Source organism: Sphingobacterium sp. UBA7253, assembly GCF_002472745.1.
Taxonomy (GTDB): domain Bacteria; phylum Bacteroidota; class Bacteroidia; order Sphingobacteriales; family Sphingobacteriaceae; genus Sphingobacterium; species Sphingobacterium siyangense.
On the sequence record NZ_DKSP01000246.1, the window covers coordinates 27,491 to 45,387 of the forward strand.

At 41.7% G+C, this 17,897-nt stretch carries 14 protein-coding genes; 7 read left to right on the forward strand and 7 right to left on the reverse strand.

All coding sequences use genetic code 11. The annotated features are described in order from the left end of the window. The 7 genes from B2X72_RS25895 to B2X72_RS25925 form a co-directional block, all read right to left on the reverse strand. Nucleotides 1–1,962 (reverse strand): alpha-L-arabinofuranosidase C-terminal domain-containing protein, encoded by a 1,962-nt coding sequence (locus B2X72_RS25895; protein ID WP_286852074.1) that lies wholly within the window; start codon nucleotides 1,960–1,962, stop codon nucleotides 1–3. Nucleotides 1,963–2,068: 106 nt separating this feature from the next. Next, nucleotides 2,069–3,613: an alpha-N-arabinofuranosidase gene (locus B2X72_RS25900; RefSeq protein WP_286852076.1), complete on the reverse strand. Its 1,545-nt coding sequence runs from the start codon at nucleotides 3,611–3,613 to the stop codon at nucleotides 2,069–2,071. Between the two features lie 10 nt (nucleotides 3,614–3,623). After that, nucleotides 3,624–4,772 carry an aldose epimerase family protein gene (locus B2X72_RS25905; RefSeq protein ID WP_286852078.1) on the reverse strand — a complete coding sequence of 383 codons (1,149 nt, stop codon included), beginning with the start codon at nucleotides 4,770–4,772 and terminating at the stop codon, nucleotides 3,624–3,626. Nucleotides 4,773–4,867: 95 nt separating this feature from the next. Continuing rightward, complete coding sequence (locus B2X72_RS25910; RefSeq protein ID WP_286852080.1) at nucleotides 4,868–6,568, reverse strand: sodium:solute symporter family transporter; 1,701 nt, start codon at nucleotides 6,566–6,568, stop codon at nucleotides 4,868–4,870. Nucleotides 6,569–6,636: 68 nt separating this feature from the next. After that, nucleotides 6,637–8,139 (reverse strand): L-arabinose isomerase, encoded by a 1,503-nt coding sequence (gene araA / locus B2X72_RS25915; RefSeq protein ID WP_286852081.1) that lies wholly within the window; start codon nucleotides 8,137–8,139, stop codon nucleotides 6,637–6,639. 42 nt (nucleotides 8,140–8,181) lie between these two features. Continuing rightward, nucleotides 8,182–8,874 carry an L-ribulose-5-phosphate 4-epimerase gene (locus tag B2X72_RS25920; RefSeq protein WP_286852082.1) on the reverse strand — a complete coding sequence of 231 codons (693 nt, stop codon included), beginning with the start codon at nucleotides 8,872–8,874 and terminating at the stop codon, nucleotides 8,182–8,184. Nucleotides 8,875–8,891: 17 nt separating this feature from the next. Beyond that, the gene (locus B2X72_RS25925; RefSeq protein ID WP_286852083.1) at nucleotides 8,892–10,580 is read right to left on the reverse strand and encodes a ribulokinase; all 1,689 of its coding nucleotides are present in this window, start codon (nucleotides 10,578–10,580) and stop codon (nucleotides 8,892–8,894) included. Between the two features lie 334 nt (nucleotides 10,581–10,914). Here B2X72_RS25925 and B2X72_RS25930 point away from each other — a divergent pair, with 334 nt between their 5' ends. The 7 genes from B2X72_RS25930 to B2X72_RS25960 all read left to right on the forward strand — a co-directional run. After that, nucleotides 10,915–11,619 carry an NUDIX hydrolase gene (locus B2X72_RS25930; RefSeq protein WP_201669665.1) on the forward strand — a complete coding sequence of 235 codons (705 nt, stop codon included), beginning with the start codon at nucleotides 10,915–10,917 and terminating at the stop codon, nucleotides 11,617–11,619. A gap of 147 nt (nucleotides 11,620–11,766) precedes the next feature. Further along, nucleotides 11,767–12,417, forward strand: coding sequence for a hypothetical protein (locus tag B2X72_RS25935; RefSeq protein WP_286852085.1), 651 nt, complete (start codon nucleotides 11,767–11,769; stop codon nucleotides 12,415–12,417). Nucleotides 12,418–12,783: 366 nt separating this feature from the next. Further along, nucleotides 12,784–14,286 carry a F0F1 ATP synthase subunit beta gene (gene atpD / locus B2X72_RS25940; RefSeq protein WP_075994361.1) on the forward strand — a complete coding sequence of 501 codons (1,503 nt, stop codon included), beginning with the start codon at nucleotides 12,784–12,786 and terminating at the stop codon, nucleotides 14,284–14,286. 21 nt (nucleotides 14,287–14,307) lie between these two features. Beyond that, nucleotides 14,308–14,556, forward strand: a complete 249-nt coding sequence (gene atpC / locus B2X72_RS25945; RefSeq protein WP_286852087.1) for an ATP synthase F1 subunit epsilon — start codon at nucleotides 14,308–14,310, stop codon at nucleotides 14,554–14,556. A 398-nt stretch (nucleotides 14,557–14,954) separates the two neighbouring features. Beyond that, nucleotides 14,955–15,845 (forward strand): branched-chain amino acid transaminase, encoded by an 891-nt coding sequence (locus B2X72_RS25950; RefSeq protein ID WP_286852089.1) that lies wholly within the window; start codon nucleotides 14,955–14,957, stop codon nucleotides 15,843–15,845. Then, entirely contained in the window at nucleotides 15,829–17,529 is a 1,701-nt protein-coding gene (gene ilvD / locus B2X72_RS25955; RefSeq protein ID WP_286709709.1) for a dihydroxy-acid dehydratase, read from the forward strand. Before B2X72_RS25950 ends, ilvD begins: the two co-directional genes overlap by 17 nt. Before the next feature lie 117 nt (nucleotides 17,530–17,646). Further along, on the forward strand, nucleotides 17,647–17,897 hold a 251-nt coding region (locus tag B2X72_RS25960), incomplete at its 3' end, for a thiamine pyrophosphate-binding protein (RefSeq protein ID WP_286852091.1).

Here is a 17,897-nt window from a genome sequence, read left to right on the forward strand (position 1 = left end):
TTATTTAACGGACATTTTAATCAAGGTAAAGGAATAGGGTTCAAATGTTTCAACAATCGTCTTTCCCTTATAAGTTACCGTATTTTGTTTTGGACGGATGTTCAATGGTTCCTCGATACTGTTACTCAGGTTTAGGTTGGCGTTGGCCAACGTGATTTTCTCTGCTGTCGCAGCAGGCTTTTTCTTCGAATCTATGTCGAGGTTCACTTTCATCGGCTTACTGTTGTAATTGACGACTTTCACGATAAGCTGTTGCGCAGCTGCATCAAATACTGCAGAAGCATAGAGGCTATCTTTGCCAGCTACGAATTCACCATCCCGTTTGATCGGAACAATGCTTGTTCCTTTATTGGTAGCATATAATTTTTGTACTTGGTAGCTCGGTGTTCCATATACCTGCAAGTTATCCACCCAAATTAAGTCCGGTGACCACTGCCATCCATCGACATGGCCGAATAATGGCGCATAAGATGCCATCTCCACGACGTCGCCATTTCGTTCGAGGCCCGTCATGAAAGCGGCTTCCGAGAGGGCCGCCTCCCAGGTACTTTTCCCTGGACCGTTTGGTCGCGTCGTATGCGAAGCGTATTCTCCTGCGAAAATTTTCACCCCATTTCTAGCGTAATTATCATAGCGATTGGCGCTAGACAGAAACCAGGATGGTGGGCGGTAATAGTGTTCATCAATGATATTGATATTCATCGCCCGCAGTTGATCATTTAAGAAGTCAAAACGATCTCCTTCGGGATCAGTGCCCGAACTGGCAATAATTTTGATCTCTGGATGCTTTTCGTTTAATGCTTTCTTGAAGACGGTCAACCGTTCGATATATTGCGGGCCCCAATTTTCATTTCCAACCCCCAGCATTTTGAGGTGAAAAGGCTCAGGGTGCCCCATATCCGCCCGTAATTTCCCCCATTTTGTATCTGTTGCGCCATTGGCAAATTCAATCAGATCTAAAGCGTCTTGCACATAGGTATCAAGTTCGTCTAATGGTACAAGTTCTCCGGTATTAAATTGGCAGGCCATACCGCAATTGAGAATGGGAACTGGAGATGCTCCAATATCTTCTGCCAGTAAAAAGTATTCATAAAATCCTAAACCAAAGGTCTGAAAATAATCAGGTGTCAGCCGATGGCTGAATTCGGTATTCCACCGGTTGATAATCAATTCCCTTTCTGTTATTGGTCCAACAGTTTTCTTCCATTGAAACCGATTAGCCAAATCTTTCCCTTCAACAATACAGCCTCCAGGAAAACGGATAAAGCCGGGTTTCATATCGGCAAGCATCTGAACCATATCTTTACGTAAACCCTTCGGTCTTCCTTTCCAGGTGTCTACTGGAAATAACGAAAGCATATCTACGTCTAACGTACCCGCCCCTGTAAACCAAACATTTAATTTGGCTTTATCTGTCGTTTGGTTGACAGGAAATTTAACTGCTGCTTCAGACCATGATCCGACGGGTTCAAGTGGAAGTTCAGCTGCGCCAATAACCTTATTCTGTTGATCGAGCAGCTCAACATGGATTTTCATCCCCTTAGCTACACTTTGATATTGTACAGAGAACTCATATGCTGCCCCCGCTTTCACCCCCATTCCTCTAAAGCCTTCATTTTGTAGTCCTAATTTCAGATTAGCCGCATTGTTTATCCTTAAATAACGTTTGTTCCCTTTACGTTTGCTATCATTTAGCAGCAGGTAGGTTCCCTCAGAGCCATTTTCGAGCTTTTTCCAGCCCATCCAAGGCTGATCAAATTCAAATGATCTATTCTTTACCAATTCAGCATAGATTCCCCCGTCGGCACCAAGATTGATATCTTCAAAAAAGACACCCCACATATGTGGTGACATTTTGCCCGTAGGTTTATCCAACGCTATATTTAATGTTATCGGTGACTGTGCCATTGCTGAAGAGCTCAAGCTCGCTAACAGTAACAGTATTGATACTACTCTTTTCATCCCTATATGTATTTGTTCATCAATAATTTATTATTTCAGGTTTTTACACCAACTCTAACAGCATAAATAAGGTAGCACGACATGACAACCCTATCAAAATTGGCGGTTATATTAATTCCAATACAATAACTGAAAATGCCGGAATATCCACTTCAATGGTACCATTCACTACCTTTGCTTTATTGTACACAACAGGTTTAATTGTTGTGGGCTTCTTGAAGGAATTATAATCGCGTAGATTCTCCGCGGTAAGAATTCGGCCCGTTACTTTTCCAGCTTTCAACAAACCGAGATCCACCTTTACCTTATTATTCTTTTTCGGATCAATATTTACCAAGGAGATATGAGTACGGCCCTGCTTGTCTTGTGACGCTGAAACCGAAACGGCCGGAATTTTTTCCTGGTTAAATTCAAAATCCGTTGATTGAAGGGAAATAGGAATTAACTTAGCATCCTGATGTACCTTATACATTTCCATCACATGATAAGTCGGCGTCAAAATCATATTCTTTCCTTCTGTTAGAATAACCGCCTGCAATACATTCACAGCCTGCGCTAGATTGGCCATCTTCACCCGACGAGCATGATTGTTAAAGATATTGAGCGTCATTCCTGCAATCATGGCATCACGCATGGTATTTTGTTGGTAGAGAAAACCAGGGTTCGTACCGGGCTCTACAGCATACCAGCCCCCCCATTCGTCTACAATCAGATCCACAAGTCCTTTCGGATCGTATTTGTCCATAATGGCGATATTCTTCCCCACCAGCTCATTCATAAACCAAGCTGATTTCATGGTTCTAAAATATTCCTCTTCCGAATATTGGGTCGCAGAGCCCTTATTATCCCAGTTGATCACTGCATAGTGATGAAGTCCCATACCTTTCATCAAACCACTCGGAATTTTCTTCATGAGTGTCTCCGTCCAATTGTAATCTGCACTATTAGCTCCTGATGCTATCCGATACAAACCACTTCCATTGGTCCAATCCGACATAAAAGTGGCGTATTTGCGATAAATGTCGGTATAGTAATCGGCGGTCATATTTCCACCACAGCCCCAGGCTTCATTTCCTACGCCCCAGAATTTTACCTTCCAAGGTTCCTGCCGACCATTTTTTCGTCGCCAATCCGACATGGGGCTTTCTCCTTTAAAATTCACATACTGTACCCAGTCGGCAAGCTCCTGTACCTCACCGCTACCCACATTACCCGCCAGATAAGGTTCCGCTCCAAGCAATTCACACATGTTGAGAAAATCGTGTGTGCCAAAAGAATTATCCTCTGTCACGCCACCCCACCAGTTGTTTACGATAGCGGGACGCTGCGCTTTGGGCCCAACTCCATCCTTCCAATGATAGGTATCGGCAAAACATCCACCCGGCCAACGTAAATTGGGAATGTTCAAATTTTTAAGGGCTTCGATAACATCTTTCCGGACGCCATCGGCGTGGGGAATTGAGTCATTTTTCTCCCCGACATAAAATCCATCATAAATACAGCGTCCCAAGTGCTCGGCAAAATGTCCATAGATATGTCGACTTATAATCTGCTCCTGCTGCGGCGTTTCTAATCTTACACGACTCTGTCCATACAACAATCCAGTGGTCAGCGTAAAAACAACGCCTAATTTTAATCTTAGCTTCATCATATAGATTTTATTATTTCACACTGAATTGGTAGGTTGTTTTTGAACTATATTTTTCTCCAGGTTTTAATACCGTTGATGTAAAATTGGGGTGATTTGGTGCATCTGGAAAATGTTGTGTCTCCAAACAGAACGCAGAACGGAATGGATACACTTTTCCATCTTTCCCTTTAGGGTCCGAATCTTTCATAAAATTACCACTATAAAACTGTAAACCAGGTTCGGTTGTGTAGATGTCCATTTCAATACCTGTTTTCGCGGCATACACCTGTGCGACCTTCTGGAAACCATCCTTCTTGTTGAGTTCAAAATTATGGTCATAGCCTTTTCCGATCTTCAGTTGTGCATTTTGATCTTCAATACGAGCACCAATACGTGTAGGTTTTGTAAAATCGAATGCTGTGCCCGCTACAGGCAAACTTTTTCCAGTTGGAATCAAGGTATTGTCAACTTCGGTAATTGCCTTTGCATCAATTTGAAGTTCATGATCCAAAATAGAAGAATCTCCGGCCCCATTGAGGTTAAAATAAGCATGGTTGGTCAGATTTAAGACCGTCTCTTTATCTGTTGTCGCCTGATAGGCTATGGCTAAAGCACCGTTGTCCTCCAGGGTATAGGTAACCTCCATCTTGACCGTTCCCGGATAACCCGCTTCTTTATCAGGTGAGGTATAGGCTAATGTGATTGATGTCGAAGTGCTACTGGCGACATCCCACACTTTATTGTAAACGCCATTGGTACCGCCATGAAGTGAATTCTCGCCATCATTCTTTTCTAAAGAATAAACCTCACCATTCAGTTTAAATGATGCTTTGCCAATCCGATTCCCATAACGCCCTACAATTGCGCCGTAAAAATTATTATAGTTATCCTTGTATTCTTTGGCCGAATCATAGCCCAAAATCACATCAGTCAATTTACCGTCTTTATCTGGCACTTTTAAACTTACCAGGCGTGCGCCATAATTTGTCAATGTAATAGCGAGTTTGTCATTCTTGAGCTGGAGTAGTTTAACTTCTTTACCATCAATCTGGCTATCAAAAGCTTGGTTGAAGGTAGAGTCAGCCAAGGTCGCTGCTTGCTTACTTTGAGTTGATGAAGACTGGCAGCCATAAGCCAATGAAGCACAAGTCAACAAACCAATAATAATTTTCTTATTCATCTGCAATTAAGTTTTACCCCATCGGTCTGATGGAGGCTTCCTAATTTTAATTAGGAATGGTTCATAATTAGTTAATTATTCAAATGGCAACATTTCTACCAAAAACGCACATAGATAGCAGTCACCAACAATAAAGTCACAACAATTAATGCCAATACGGACGGTTCCACTTTAAACATCGATCGATCCAATACAAAAGCTTTTGGATTAACTTTTGGTCCAAATAAGCTGACAGCAATCATAGCGATCATCGTAAACACAAATGCTAGTCCCATACATATCTGAAATGGAATTTCATAAACACCCGCTTTGTTAAGATATGCCGTATAGATCCATGTTTCTGGTCCGAAAACTTTTGTTGCAAACTCGTTGAAAAATACCGACAATGCAAATCCCGTAACCAGGCCTGTAATGGCAGCTGCCCCCGTAGTCCTTTTCCAGAACATACCGAGCAAAAACATCGCAAAAACCCCCGGACTGATAAAGCCTGTATATTTTTGGATAAAAGTAAATCCTCCGGCGCCACCGATGCCCAGTGCATCATTCCAGGTAAATAAAACAGAAAGTAGAATAGAGATCACAATTGTTATCTTACCAACCCAGACCATTTTTGCTTCGCTCGCATCTTTATTGATGTATTTTTTAAAGATATCCAGTGTAAAGATCGTTGCGATACTATTTGCCTTTCCAGCCAATCCGGCCACAATAGCCGCCGTGAGCGCCGCCAGCGCGAGTCCTTTCATTCCATTTGGCAGATAGCCCAATATCGCCGAGTACGCATTATCGGCATGAAACACCCCTCCAGGAGCCATTTCGTGTTGTAATGCGCCATTTTTATAAAGCACATAAGCAGCTATTCCTGGAAGCATGACGATAATCGGCATAAACAACTTTAGAAATCCTGCAAAAAGAATCCCTGTGCGTGCCGTCTTTAAATCAGCTCCCAAAGCGCGTTGTGTGATGTATTGGTTACAACCCCAGTAATTTAGGTTGACAATCCAGATCCCGGCAAGGTACATCCCTATTCCAGGCAACATCAGATATTTATTAATATCTTCCTGACTGGCACCCGGCCCTGGTTTATCGACAAATAGGTTAAAATGCTCCGGCGAATCTTCCATCAGTTTATTGAATCCCGCTAAGGCGTCTTGTCCCAAACCAAAATGTTCACTGACCAAGGTCAATGCCACATAGGTCGTCGCTATACCACCAATAATTAATACAACAACCTGAATAACATCTGTAAAGCCAATAACACGCATTCCGCCCAAAGTGATGATAACGGCAAATACGGCTAGAGCAACTGTAATGATGTGGAAGCTGTCACCACCTCCGGCCATACTCGAAATGGCGATTGCCCCGAGATACAAAATGGAAGTCAGATTGACAAAAACGTACAAAAACAACCAGAAGATTGCCATAATGAGACTTGTTGTTTCATTGTATCGGTTGTTCAAAAACTGGGGCATCGTGAAAATCTTGTTTTTCAGATAGACCGGAATAAACCAAACCGCAACAATAATTAAGGCTACCGCAGCAATGAGCTCATAAGCGGCTACAGCAATACCGACCTCAAATCCATTACCGCTCATACCAATAAACTGCTCAGCAGAAATATTCGATGCGATCAACGAAGAACCTATGGCCCACCAAGTCAATGATCCCTCCGCCAGAAAGTAGTCCTTGCTACTGCTTAAACTATTCGTCTTTTTACGATAAATCCAGTAGCCATAACCGGCTACAATAAAGAAGTAAATTACGAAGATGATGTAATCTACCGTTGCAAATTTTTCCATATTTCCCAAATTGGTTATTATCTATAAGCCATTTATACCCGAAGAGCAGGTATAAATGGCTTAGGCTATTATTTACTCAGTAAATAATATAGTTCATTCCATTTCAATTGATCTTCGAGTTTCGCTACCGTAGTATCCTCGTCGATCAATACATATTCCAGTCCGGCAATACGTGCAAAATCTTCCAGGTATTCGGGTGTTAAGCTCAAGCTGTAGGCTGTATGGTGTGCCCCCCCTGCCACAATCCAGGCGCTACAGCCTGTTTTCATATCTGGCAGCGGTTTCCATAACACACGCGCAACAGGAAGCTTAGGTAACTCTTCTTCCACAGCAACACCTTGTACTTTATTCACGATCAAACGAAAACGCGTTCCCATATCGACCAAAGAGGCATTCAATGCATCTCCGCTTTGGCCATTGAAAACCAAACGGGCAGGATCCGCCTTGCCGCCAATTCCTAGCGGATGTACTTCTATACGTGGTTTTCCAGTTGCTAAAGCGGGGTCTACTTCTAACATGTGTGAGCCAAGTACCATGGGATTCTGCGGATCAAAATGGTAGGTGTAGTCCTCCATAAATGCGGTTGTTCCAGCTAATCCTGCACCCATTACTTTGCAAGCGCGCACCAAAGCCGGAGTTTTCCAATCCCCTTCGCCGGCAAAACCATACCCCTCAGCCATTAAACGTTGTACCGCCAAGCCCGGAAGTTGCACCATCCCATGCAGATCCTCAAAAGTATCCGTAAAACCTTTAAAGTTTCCTTGTTCCAAAAATTTCCGTAGGCCAATTTCTATTTTAGCAGCTTCGATGAGGTTAGTATGATATTCACCGCCAGCTTTCACATTTTCGGCAAGTTCATAAGTCGCTTCGTACTCCGCTAATAATGTCGCGATTTCCGCTTCCGTACTCGCATTGATAACCGCTACCAAATCACCAATCGCATAGGTGTTTACAGCGAAACCAAATTGCGCCTCTGCCTCTACTTTATCGCCATCTGTAACAGCCACATAACGCATGTTATCGCCAAATCGTGCAAATTTAGCACCTTGCCAGTCGTGCCATCCCGCGGCTGCACGCGCCCAAACATTAATCCGTTCCAGCACTTCCGCATCTTGCCAATGCCCGGTTACGACTTTACGACCTATTTTTAAGCGGCTAACGATATGTCCAAATTCGCGATCCCCATGCGCACTTTGGTTGAGATTCATAAAATCCATATCGATACTATTCCATGGGATATCCTGGTTATACTGTGTATGCAGATGCAACAATGGCTTTTGCAATGCTTTTAATCCTCGGATCCACATCTTTGCAGGTGAAAATGTATGCATCCAAGTAATAACCCCAATACAGTTTTTTTCATTGTTGGCGGCTGCCAATGTTGCATAAATCTCGTCCGTATTTTTTACGATCGGTTTATATTTTACCGCTACTGGAATCGCTGCTTGGGTATGTAAATAATTGGCTATTTCCTCAGCATGTAGGGCAACTTGCCGCAAGGTTTCTTCACCATATAGGTCTTGGCTTCCCACGACAAACCAGACCTCAAGCTCTTTTAAATTGATATTCATGTTAAATTGTAGTTTTTGCTATAGATTTTTTATTACTAAAAATTATTGACCATAATAGGCGTTGGCCCCATGCTTCCGTTCGTAATGCTTTTTGATCAGTGCAGGCTTTAATCGAGGCGCATTCGGATTGATTTGTTCTGTCAACCAAGCCATTTTAGCAACCTGTTCCAATACTGCACTGTTATAAACAGACTTTGTTCCAGTTTTACCCCAGGCAAACGGCGCGTGGTTACCAACCAGAATCATTTCCACATCTTTATAATCCAGCTTATTTTCGGCAAAGTGATTGATAATCTGAAACCCCGTTTCATGCTCGTAGTTTCCGGCGATCATCTCATCGTGCATTGGTGGAGCACAGGGAATATCGACGGTCAAATGATCGGCATGTGTCGTTCCGAAAATGGGAATATCCCGTTGCGCCTGTGCCCATGCTGTCGCATAGGTGGAGTGCGTGTGGGTGATCCCACCGATTTCCTTCCAATGTTTATAAAGTAGCGCATGAGTTTTCGTATCCGATGATGGCCGAAGATCCCCCTCAACCACCTGACCATCAAAGTCTACAATCACCATGTGTTCCGGTGAAAGCTCTTCATATGGAACCCCACTTGGTTTAATCGCAAACACTTCCTGACGACGATCGACAACGCTCACATTTCCAAATGTAAAAAGCACCAATCCCAGCTGGGGCAATTGCATATTGCAATGGTAGGCTTCTTCTTTAATTGAATTATACATGATTAAAATTTGAATGGTTAAACAGTAATGGCGAGCGATTCCTTTCCTTCGATGAAAGCTCCCAAAGCCTTGTAATGTTCGTAGCGTTCGGCGTAGATGGTTACCCATCTTTCCTCTGGTATATAGGTTCGTTCAAAACCTTGCCCCATTGCCTTCATGGCATCCTCGACCCGGTCATACAAACCAGCCGCTGTTGCGGCGAACATTGCGGCGCCAATGGCACAAGTCTGTTCACTTTTATGAATACGAATAGGCATATTCATCACATTGGCCATCATTTGCATAATAAAGGGGGATTTCTTTGCAACTCCACCTAAACCGATCAAGCCTTTTACCGGAATACCCTGCTCCACGAAACGGTCAACAATAGCCTTTGCGCCAAAACAAGTTGCTTCGACAATTGCTCTGAAGATCCGAGGGGCATCTGTTCCGAGGTGCAAACCTGTAATCGCTCCTTTCAAGGATTGATCCGCATCCGGAGTTCGACGACCATTGAGCCAGTCCAAAGCTAATTCAGATGTTGCCGTTACGGGAAGTAATGCAGCCTGCTCACTTAGACTGAACAAGAGTTTCTCCTCCAGGGTTGCCATCAACTGTTCACGCGTATGCGCTTCGATCTCTTCAATATCTTGTATCAAATTTTTCGTTGGCCACAGTAACACCTGTTTCAGCCAAGCGTAAGCATCTCCAAATGCCGATTGCCCAGCTTCCATACCGATCATTCCCGGTATAATCGAACCGTCTACCTGACCGCAGATTCCCCTGACCAACGTATGCTGAACCTCCTCCTTCGGGGCAACTAGCATATCGCAGGTCGATGTCCCCATTACCTTACTCAGATAATATGGCTCTATTTGTCCTCCTACTGCCCCCATATGACAGTCAAATGCACCTACTCCGACAACGACCGAGGTTGTAAGACCTAATCGTTGCGCCCATTCTTCCGAAAGCTGACCAGCAGATTGATCAGCAGTGTATGTTTCGGAAAACAAACGATCAACCAAACCATCCAGCAATGGATCAAGTGTTGAAAAGAAAGAATTTGGCGGTAGGCCATCAAATTCTTCGGCCCAAAGCGATTTATGCCCCGCTGAACAAACCCCACGCTTCATCGCAGACACCTGTTTTCCTCCCGTCAATAGAAATGGAATATAATCGCAATGCTCAACCCAGCTATATGTGGCGGCACGGACTTTTTCATCTGCTCTAAAAACATGAAGTAATTTGGCCCAGAACCATTCCGAAGAGTATACTCCGCCCACATACTTCAAATAATCCACCGAACTATTTTGATTGTGCAGGTTAATTTCTTTGGCCTCTCCAACAGCTGTATGATCTTTCCATAAAACAAACATGGCATTGGGGTTGTCTTTAAACTCGTCCAACAACGCCAATGGAACCCCGGCTGCGTTTACGGCAACTGGAGTAGATCCCGTTGTATCCACGGAAATTGCTTTTACAGCTGCGCCAATATTGTCGATTTCCGATTTGAGCAAACAATCTTTTATTGTTGCTTCCAAGCCTTCGATATAATCCAAGGGGTGCTGCCTAAACTGACTTAAAGCAGCATCACAATACTCCCCTCTTTTCCAACGCGGGTAGTAAAATACAGAAGAAGCTATCTCCTCGCCATTGTTAGCATCAACCAATACCGAACGGACCGAATCACTTCCATAGTCCACCCCAATGACATACGATTTATTCATTTTTGCTGAATTTGGTTTATAACTTATAATTGTCTCTAAAGCCTTATTTTTCAATCCCCCCCCTTTCTGAAGTTCGCCTTGAAAAAATAATTAGTGTCAAATAAACATTTATTTTTTTAAATATGAAAGAAAATTTTCATATTTAAAAAATAGAGCTAACTTCATAGCAGCAAATTATGGTTAACCCGAATTCCTGACATAGGCGTATAAAAGCCTTTTAAAGGGATGTATCAGACAATTATTATACTTATTTTTAGCTATTTACTTTTTTACATAGTTTTGCTCGTGGAATAAATGGGGTGATGTCAGATAAAAAAAGATAAAACGATAGACGATGGAATATTATAAAAAAGATTCAGGGATCCTTTTGGCAGTAGACTGTATCATATTTGGATTTAACGGCGAATCCCTTGAAGTACTTTTAATTAAACGTGATTTCGAACCCGAACGAAATAAATGGAGTCTGATGGGTGGTTTCGTTCAATCTGACGAAAGCCCGGAAGAGGCGGCGAGCCGGGTGCTCAAACAGTTAACAGGGCTTGAAAATGTATACATGGAGCAATGTAGTGTATTCGGTGAACCTAAGCGTGAACCTAGCGACCGGGTTGTCAGTATCTGTTATTTTGCGCTGATTGATACGCAGCAATATCAACATATCCTCAGTGACGATTACGAAGCCCAATGGTTTCCATTACAGGAGCACCCAACACTGATCTTCGATCATGATCAGATGATCGCTTCTGCACAGCACCGTCTACGCATGAAAGCAGCTTTGTATCCGATATTATTTGAACTGCTGCCTGAGAAATTCACGATTCCCCAGATTGCAGCACTCTATGAGGGTGTTTACAATATCGAATTGGATAAGCGCAATTTCAGCCGAAAACTGCTTTCCTCAGACCTTATCATCAAACTGGAGGAAAAGGATAAGGAAAACTCAAAAAAAGGAGCATACTATTTCAAACTAAATACGGCAATCTATAAGGAAAAGATCATGTCCTTTTTACGGTATTTGCCAAGTTGGTCTATCGAATCATGATAAAGTAACGGGAAATGACCAATGGGAATTGGAATATATTTCACTTAACATTTTCGTTTTTTCAATAATTCCTTATATTTATCAAAGGTATATCCTAGTTTTACAATTAGGATAAGCTAGATTAACGCATTTTATAAAATAAACAACATGAGCAAATTGAGATTAGCATTTATATTCTTTACGATTTTATTTATTTCATCACATACACTATTGAAGGCGCAAGCTCCTGCTGCGGCTCCCGCCACTACAGCAGCACAACAGGATAATGCCTTCAAGTACAGTCCGGATGGATTAAAAAAAGGAAGTTTGGCGAATCAATTTGACCACCTGAATTATATTTCGAAAAACAACTATGATTTCAAGATGGTGCGAAAAACCAACCTTGATATTGTGAAACGAAATGTAATTGATACCGTAGCAAAACTCCACAAGGAAATCAGCTCTTTAAAATCATCTTCAAGCAACTATACGTCCAATACCAAAACTTTACAAGATTCAATTCAGGTTTTAAAGGATCAGTTGGCACAGGAGAAGGAAAAAACAGAAAGTTTCTCTTTCTTGGGAATCAATACATCTAAAACTTTCTACAATACTGTTGTTTGGACGATCATTGCGGTATTGGCAGTAGCAGCATTTATCTTCTTATTTTCTTATCGGAAAGCGAAAGTGGACACGGTGGAATTCCAAAAAACGGCCGAGCAATCGCAAGAGGAATTCGCAACGTTTCGTAAAAAATCCATGGAAAAAGAACAATTGCTCAAGCGCCAGTTGCAGGACGAACTAAACAAAAAAATCTAGTCCTGCTTTTCATAAAATAGCAGATTTATTTCGATCGACCTGTAACGAATCCTAGAGGCACTCGGTTACAGGTCGATTTCATTTAATCAGGTTCCATTCCTAAACGAATAAAAGATTCAGCGAAGTAAAGCTGTAAACTTCAAAAATACATCGCCGGATAAAAGAGAAAAACTATATTTGCAGGTATAGAAATCGAAACATACAGAATTACAATCGATAACATTTTGACCTACATTAATAAAATTGTAATTTAATTGCAAATTCTATTTGTTTTTAAAAACGAATAACCTTATTTTTGCTGACCAAAAAAGAGGCCTTTTATGTCTCTTATATAAAATTGATTAATAAATATTTAGTCCCTATAATATGCCCAAGATTGGTAAAATAGCGCAGATTATCGGCCCAGTTGTTGACGTCAACTTCGCCGACAGTGAAAATCTACCTAAAATTTACGATGCATTGTACATTCAAAAAGAAAATGGACAACGTGTTGTATTAGAAGTTCAACAACACTTAGGTCAGGATCGTGTACGTACAATTGCCATGGACGCAACTGAAGGTTTAGTTCGCGGAATGGAAGTTGTCGATACTGGTGCTCCTATCAAAATGCCTGTTGGTGAAGAAATCAAAGGTCGTGTATTCAATGTAGTTGGTGATGCCATAGACGGGATCCAAAATTTGAATAAAGAGAATGGTCGTCCTATCCACAACGTACCTCCTAAATTCGAAGATTTGTCAACTGAATCCGAAGTACTTTTTACTGGTATCAAAGTTATTGACCTTTTAGAGCCATATGCTAAAGGTGGTAAAATTGGTTTATTCGGTGGTGCCGGTGTAGGTAAAACTGTATTAATCCAAGAATTAATCAACAATATCGCAAAAGGTCACGGTGGTCTTTCTGTATTCGCTGGTGTAGGTGAACGTACACGTGAAGGTAATGACTTATTGCGCGAGATGTTGGAGTCTGGTATCATCAAATATGGTGAGCACTTTATGGAAGGCATGGAAAAAGGCGAATGGCCTTTGGATACTGTTGACCACGAATTGATGAAAGATTCTAAATGTACTTTCGTATTCGGTCAAATGAACGAGCCTCCTGGTGCACGTGCGCGTGTTGCTTTATCAGGTTTGACAGTTGCGGAATACTTCCGTGACGGTGATGGCGAAGGTCAAGGCCGTGACGTATTATTCTTCATCGATAATATCTTCCGTTTTACACAAGCGGGTTCTGAAGTATCTGCCCTATTGGGTCGTATGCCTTCAGCCGTAGGTTACCAACCAACATTGGCAACGGAGATGGGTTTAATGCAAGAGCGTATCACTTCAACTAAAAACGGATCAATCACTTCGGTTCAAGCTGTATATGTACCTGCCGATGACTTAACTGACCCTGCTCCAGCGACAACTTTCGCTCACTTGGACGCAACTACAGTATTGTCTCGTAAAATCGCTGAGCTAGGTATCTACCCTGCTGTGGATCCTTTGGATTCTACATCACGTATCCTTTCTCCTGCCGTTTTAGGTAACGAACACTATAATACTGCACAACGTGTAAAAGAAATTCTTCAACGTTATAAAGAATTGCAAGATATCATCGCCATCTTAGGTATGGACGAATTATCTGAAGAAGATAAACAAACTGTACACCGCGCACGTCGTGTACAACGTTTCTTATCTCAACCTTTCCACGTTGCAGAACAATTTACAGGTTTAAAAGGTGTATTGGTAGACATCAAAGATACCATCAAAGGTTTCAATATGATCATTGACGGTGAAGTAGATGAGTACCCTGAAGCTGCCTTCAACTTAGTAGGTAACATCGATGATGCTATCGAAAAAGGTAAAAAATTATTAGCAGAAGCAGTTTAATCTAGATTATATCTAAGAATAATGAAATTAACAATTATCACTCCAGACAAATTAGCATTCGAAGGCGAAGTAACTTCTGTTACTGTACCGGGCACTGCGGGTTCTTTTCAAATTTTGAAAGACCACGCTGCCATTGTTTCTACTTTGGAAGATGGAAAAGTAATTATTCAACAAAGTAAAGGTGAACAAGAAGTGTTCATTAAAGGTGGTGTTGTGGAAGCAAAAGACAATGTCATTACCGTGCTTGCTGAAGGAATTATCGGAGATTAAATCAAATCGATTTTATAAAATCTAAAAAGCTTCCGATAGAAATATCGGAAGCTTTTTTTTTTAAGTTTTTTTGACATTTTCTTCATTTTAGGAAGAAAATTGGCCATTGTAACAAAAAATAATTTTTTACACCTGTAGACCAATTTTAAATATGGTATACGACTAACAAAATATAAAACCGAATAAAACGAATTATTAAAAAATAAAATTTCACAAAAACAGATTTAATGAAATTTTATTCTAAATACAAAATTAGCACTTTGCCTATTGCCAATTATTGTAATTCCTGCTACCTTGAGGAAATGAAAATCGAAAGTTTTTATAGAAGCTTGAGATAGCATGATTTACCACCAATATTACAACAAGGGGAACTATTATACTTAGGTAAATTTTGGGTTATGAAATATTACGATAAAAACACGTTGATCTATTTAGATGGAGCTTTTGTAAAAGCTTCCGAAGCTGCATTGGATCCCTTTGCACAGTCACTGCATTATGGGTATGCGGTGTTCGATGGTTTACGTGCGTATAATACCCACAATGGGCCACGTATCTTTAAAGCTGACATGCATTTCGATCGCTTAAAGAGATCGTGTGAAGCCGTTAATATTCCCTATCGTTGGAGCAACCGAGAGCTGATCGACATCTGTTATGAGCTCTTGGCCAACAACAACCTAAGAGAAGCTTATATACGTCCATTGGTATTGACCGGTTCAAATATGCACCTAACCTCATCAACCGAAGCAACCATCATGATGGCAGCATGGGAATGGGGGCCATATCTTGGTCAAAACCTATTAAAGGTATGTATCTCTGATATCAAAAGACCTAATCCAAAGTCGTTTAAAATTGACTCGAAGATCTCTGGGCAATATGTAAACTCCATCCTTGCGACAACAGAAGCCATCAGGAAGGGTTACGACGAAGCTTTGATGCTCGACCATGAAGGCTACGTTGCCCAAGCATCCAGTGAAAATATTTTCATCGAAAAGAATTTCAAAATCTATACGCCGCCAGCGAAGAATATCTTTCCGGGCATTACACGCCAGACGGTAAAAAACATTTGTAAAAAATTAAACTTCGAAGTCATTGAAAAGCAATTGACGGTAGAGGATATTTACACTGCTGACAGCGCTTTCTTATGTGGAACTGCGGCAGAAATTATCGGAATCAAACAAGTCGATGATGTCATCTACAAAGAAGCCTGGGAACACAGCATAGGTGCATCAATCCAAAGAAGATATAAAAATTTAGTATTAGAGAACGAAAATTATGAAGTCATCATCTAACGGCGAAAACACAATGAACAAATACAGCCGTACATTTACACAAGACGAAACGCAACCTGCTGCAAAAGCAATGCTTTATGGTATCGGTCTTACAGATGCCGACATGGACAAAGCACAGGTCGGTATTGCCAGCATGGGATATGATGGTAATACGTGTAATATGCACTTAAATGATTTGGCACAAATCGTCAAGAAGGGCGTTTGGAACAATGATTTAGTGGGTTTGACCTTTGGAACTATTGGCGTGAGTGACGGTATGAGCAATGGTACCGATGGAATGCGTTATTCGTTGGTAAGCCGTGATGTAATCGCTGATAGTATCGAAACGATCTGTGGCGGACAATATTATGATGGCTTGATCTCTATTCCTGGCTGTGACAAAAACATGCCTGGTGCTATTATGGCCATGGCCCGTTTGGATCGTCCTTCTCTAATGGTATATGGTGGTACCATCGCTCCAGGACACTATAAAGGTGAAGAATTAAACATTGTGTCTGCATTTGAAGCATTGGGACAACGCATCTGCGGAAATCTTTCCGATGAAGACTATGAAGGCATTATCAAACATACCTGCCCTGGTGCTGGTGCTTGTGGCGGAATGTATACCGCAAATACCATGGCTTCGGCAATTGAAGCCTTGGGAATGAGTTTACCCTACTCATCTTCCAATCCGGCGATCTCGGAAGAAAAGAAAAATGAATGTTTAGAAGCAGGTCGACATATCCGCACGCTGCTTGAGAAAGATATCAAACCCTCTGATATCATGACACGTAAAGCATTTGAGAACGCGCTACGTACCATTGTTATCTTGGGCGGTAGTACCAATGCTGTACTTCACTTTATTGCAATAGGCAAAGCCGTAGGCGTAGACATCACGCAAGACGACTTCCAACGCATGAGTGATGAAACCCCGGTATTAGCTGACTTTAAACCGTCGGGTAAATACTTGATGCAAGATCTTCAGCAATTTGGCGGAACACCTGCTGTCATGAAATATCTTTTAAATGAAGGTTTATTACATGGTGACTGTATCACGGTAACAGGAAAAACGGTCGCTGAGAACTTGGCGGATGTTAAATCAATCATGGAATATGATCAACCGATTATCAAACCCTTGAGCGATCCAATCAAAGCTACAGGACACTTACAAATTCTTTACGGGAACTTAGCAGAGAAAGGTTCTGTTGCTAAGATCTCCGGCAAAGAAGGTGAAAAATTCACTGGTCCTGCACGCGTATTCGATGGAGAGCATGATTTAGTAGCGGGCATCGCATCTGGTAGAATCAAACCAGGAGATGTAGTGGTGATCAAAAATGAAGGTCCTGTTGGAGCACCAGGCATGCCTGAAATGCTTAAACCAACCTCCTTGATTATTGGTGCTGGCCTTGGTAAATCTGTTGCTTTAATCACCGATGGCCGTTTCTCGGGTGGTACACATGGTTTTGTCGTCGGACATATCACACCAGAATCTTACAAAGGCGGATTGATCGGTCTTGTAAATGATGATGACATTATCGAGATCGATGCGGTAAATAACAGCATCAATGTGCTGCTTTCCGATGAAGAGATTGCGCAACGCCGTGCCGCTTGGGTACAACCAGCGTTAAAAGTTAGCAAAGGAGTTTTATACAAATACGCTAAAACTGTTGCCGATGCATCAGAAGGCTGTGTAACGGATCAGTAGAAAATAAAAAACAGAGACATTAAGCAAATACAGACCTAAACAATCGACGCTTAATGTCTCAGATCTAATATCTAAATACTAAAAGACTGAATAATCAACAATAAAAAAATCAACGTAATGAGTACACTGGAAATAACAGAAAATAAGGCCGCTACAGCGCAGCAAACTCCGACACAAATTTCGGGATCGAAAGCTGTATTGGAGGCCTTATTGAGCGAAGGAGTTGATACCGTATTTGGTTATCCTGGAGGCGCAATTATGCCGATCTATGATGCCCTTTATGATTATACGGATCGTCTGAAGCATATTTTAGTGCGCCATGAACAAGGTGGAATCCACGCGGCGCAAGGTTATGCAAGAACTTCAGG

Bases quoted from the DNA above. Each gene is read 5' to 3' on its own strand.
- B2X72_RS25895 (WP_286852074.1), bottom strand. From the start codon at position 1,962: ATGAAAAGAGTAGTATCAATACTGTTACTGTTAGCGAGCTTGAGCTCT.
- B2X72_RS25900 (WP_286852076.1), bottom strand. From the start codon at position 3,613: ATGATGAAGCTAAGATTAAAATTAGGCGTTGTTTTTACGCTGACCACT.
- B2X72_RS25905 (WP_286852078.1), bottom strand. From the start codon at position 4,772: ATGAATAAGAAAATTATTATTGGTTTGTTGACTTGTGCTTCATTGGCT.
- B2X72_RS25910 (WP_286852080.1), bottom strand. From the start codon at position 6,568: ATGGAAAAATTTGCAACGGTAGATTACATCATCTTCGTAATTTACTTC.
- araA (WP_286852081.1), bottom strand. From the start codon at position 8,139: ATGAATATCAATTTAAAAGAGCTTGAGGTCTGGTTTGTCGTGGGAAGC.
- B2X72_RS25920 (WP_286852082.1), bottom strand. From the start codon at position 8,874: ATGTATAATTCAATTAAAGAAGAAGCCTACCATTGCAATATGCAATTG.
- B2X72_RS25925 (WP_286852083.1), bottom strand. From the start codon at position 10,580: ATGAATAAATCGTATGTCATTGGGGTGGACTATGGAAGTGATTCGGTC.
- B2X72_RS25930 (WP_201669665.1), top strand. From the start codon at position 10,915: ATGGAATATTATAAAAAAGATTCAGGGATCCTTTTGGCAGTAGACTGT.
- B2X72_RS25935 (WP_286852085.1), top strand. From the start codon at position 11,767: ATGAGCAAATTGAGATTAGCATTTATATTCTTTACGATTTTATTTATT.
- atpD (WP_075994361.1), top strand. From the start codon at position 12,784: ATGCCCAAGATTGGTAAAATAGCGCAGATTATCGGCCCAGTTGTTGAC.
- atpC (WP_286852087.1), top strand. From the start codon at position 14,308: ATGAAATTAACAATTATCACTCCAGACAAATTAGCATTCGAAGGCGAA.
- B2X72_RS25950 (WP_286852089.1), top strand. From the start codon at position 14,955: ATGAAATATTACGATAAAAACACGTTGATCTATTTAGATGGAGCTTTT.
- ilvD (WP_286709709.1), top strand. From the start codon at position 15,829: ATGAAGTCATCATCTAACGGCGAAAACACAATGAACAAATACAGCCGT.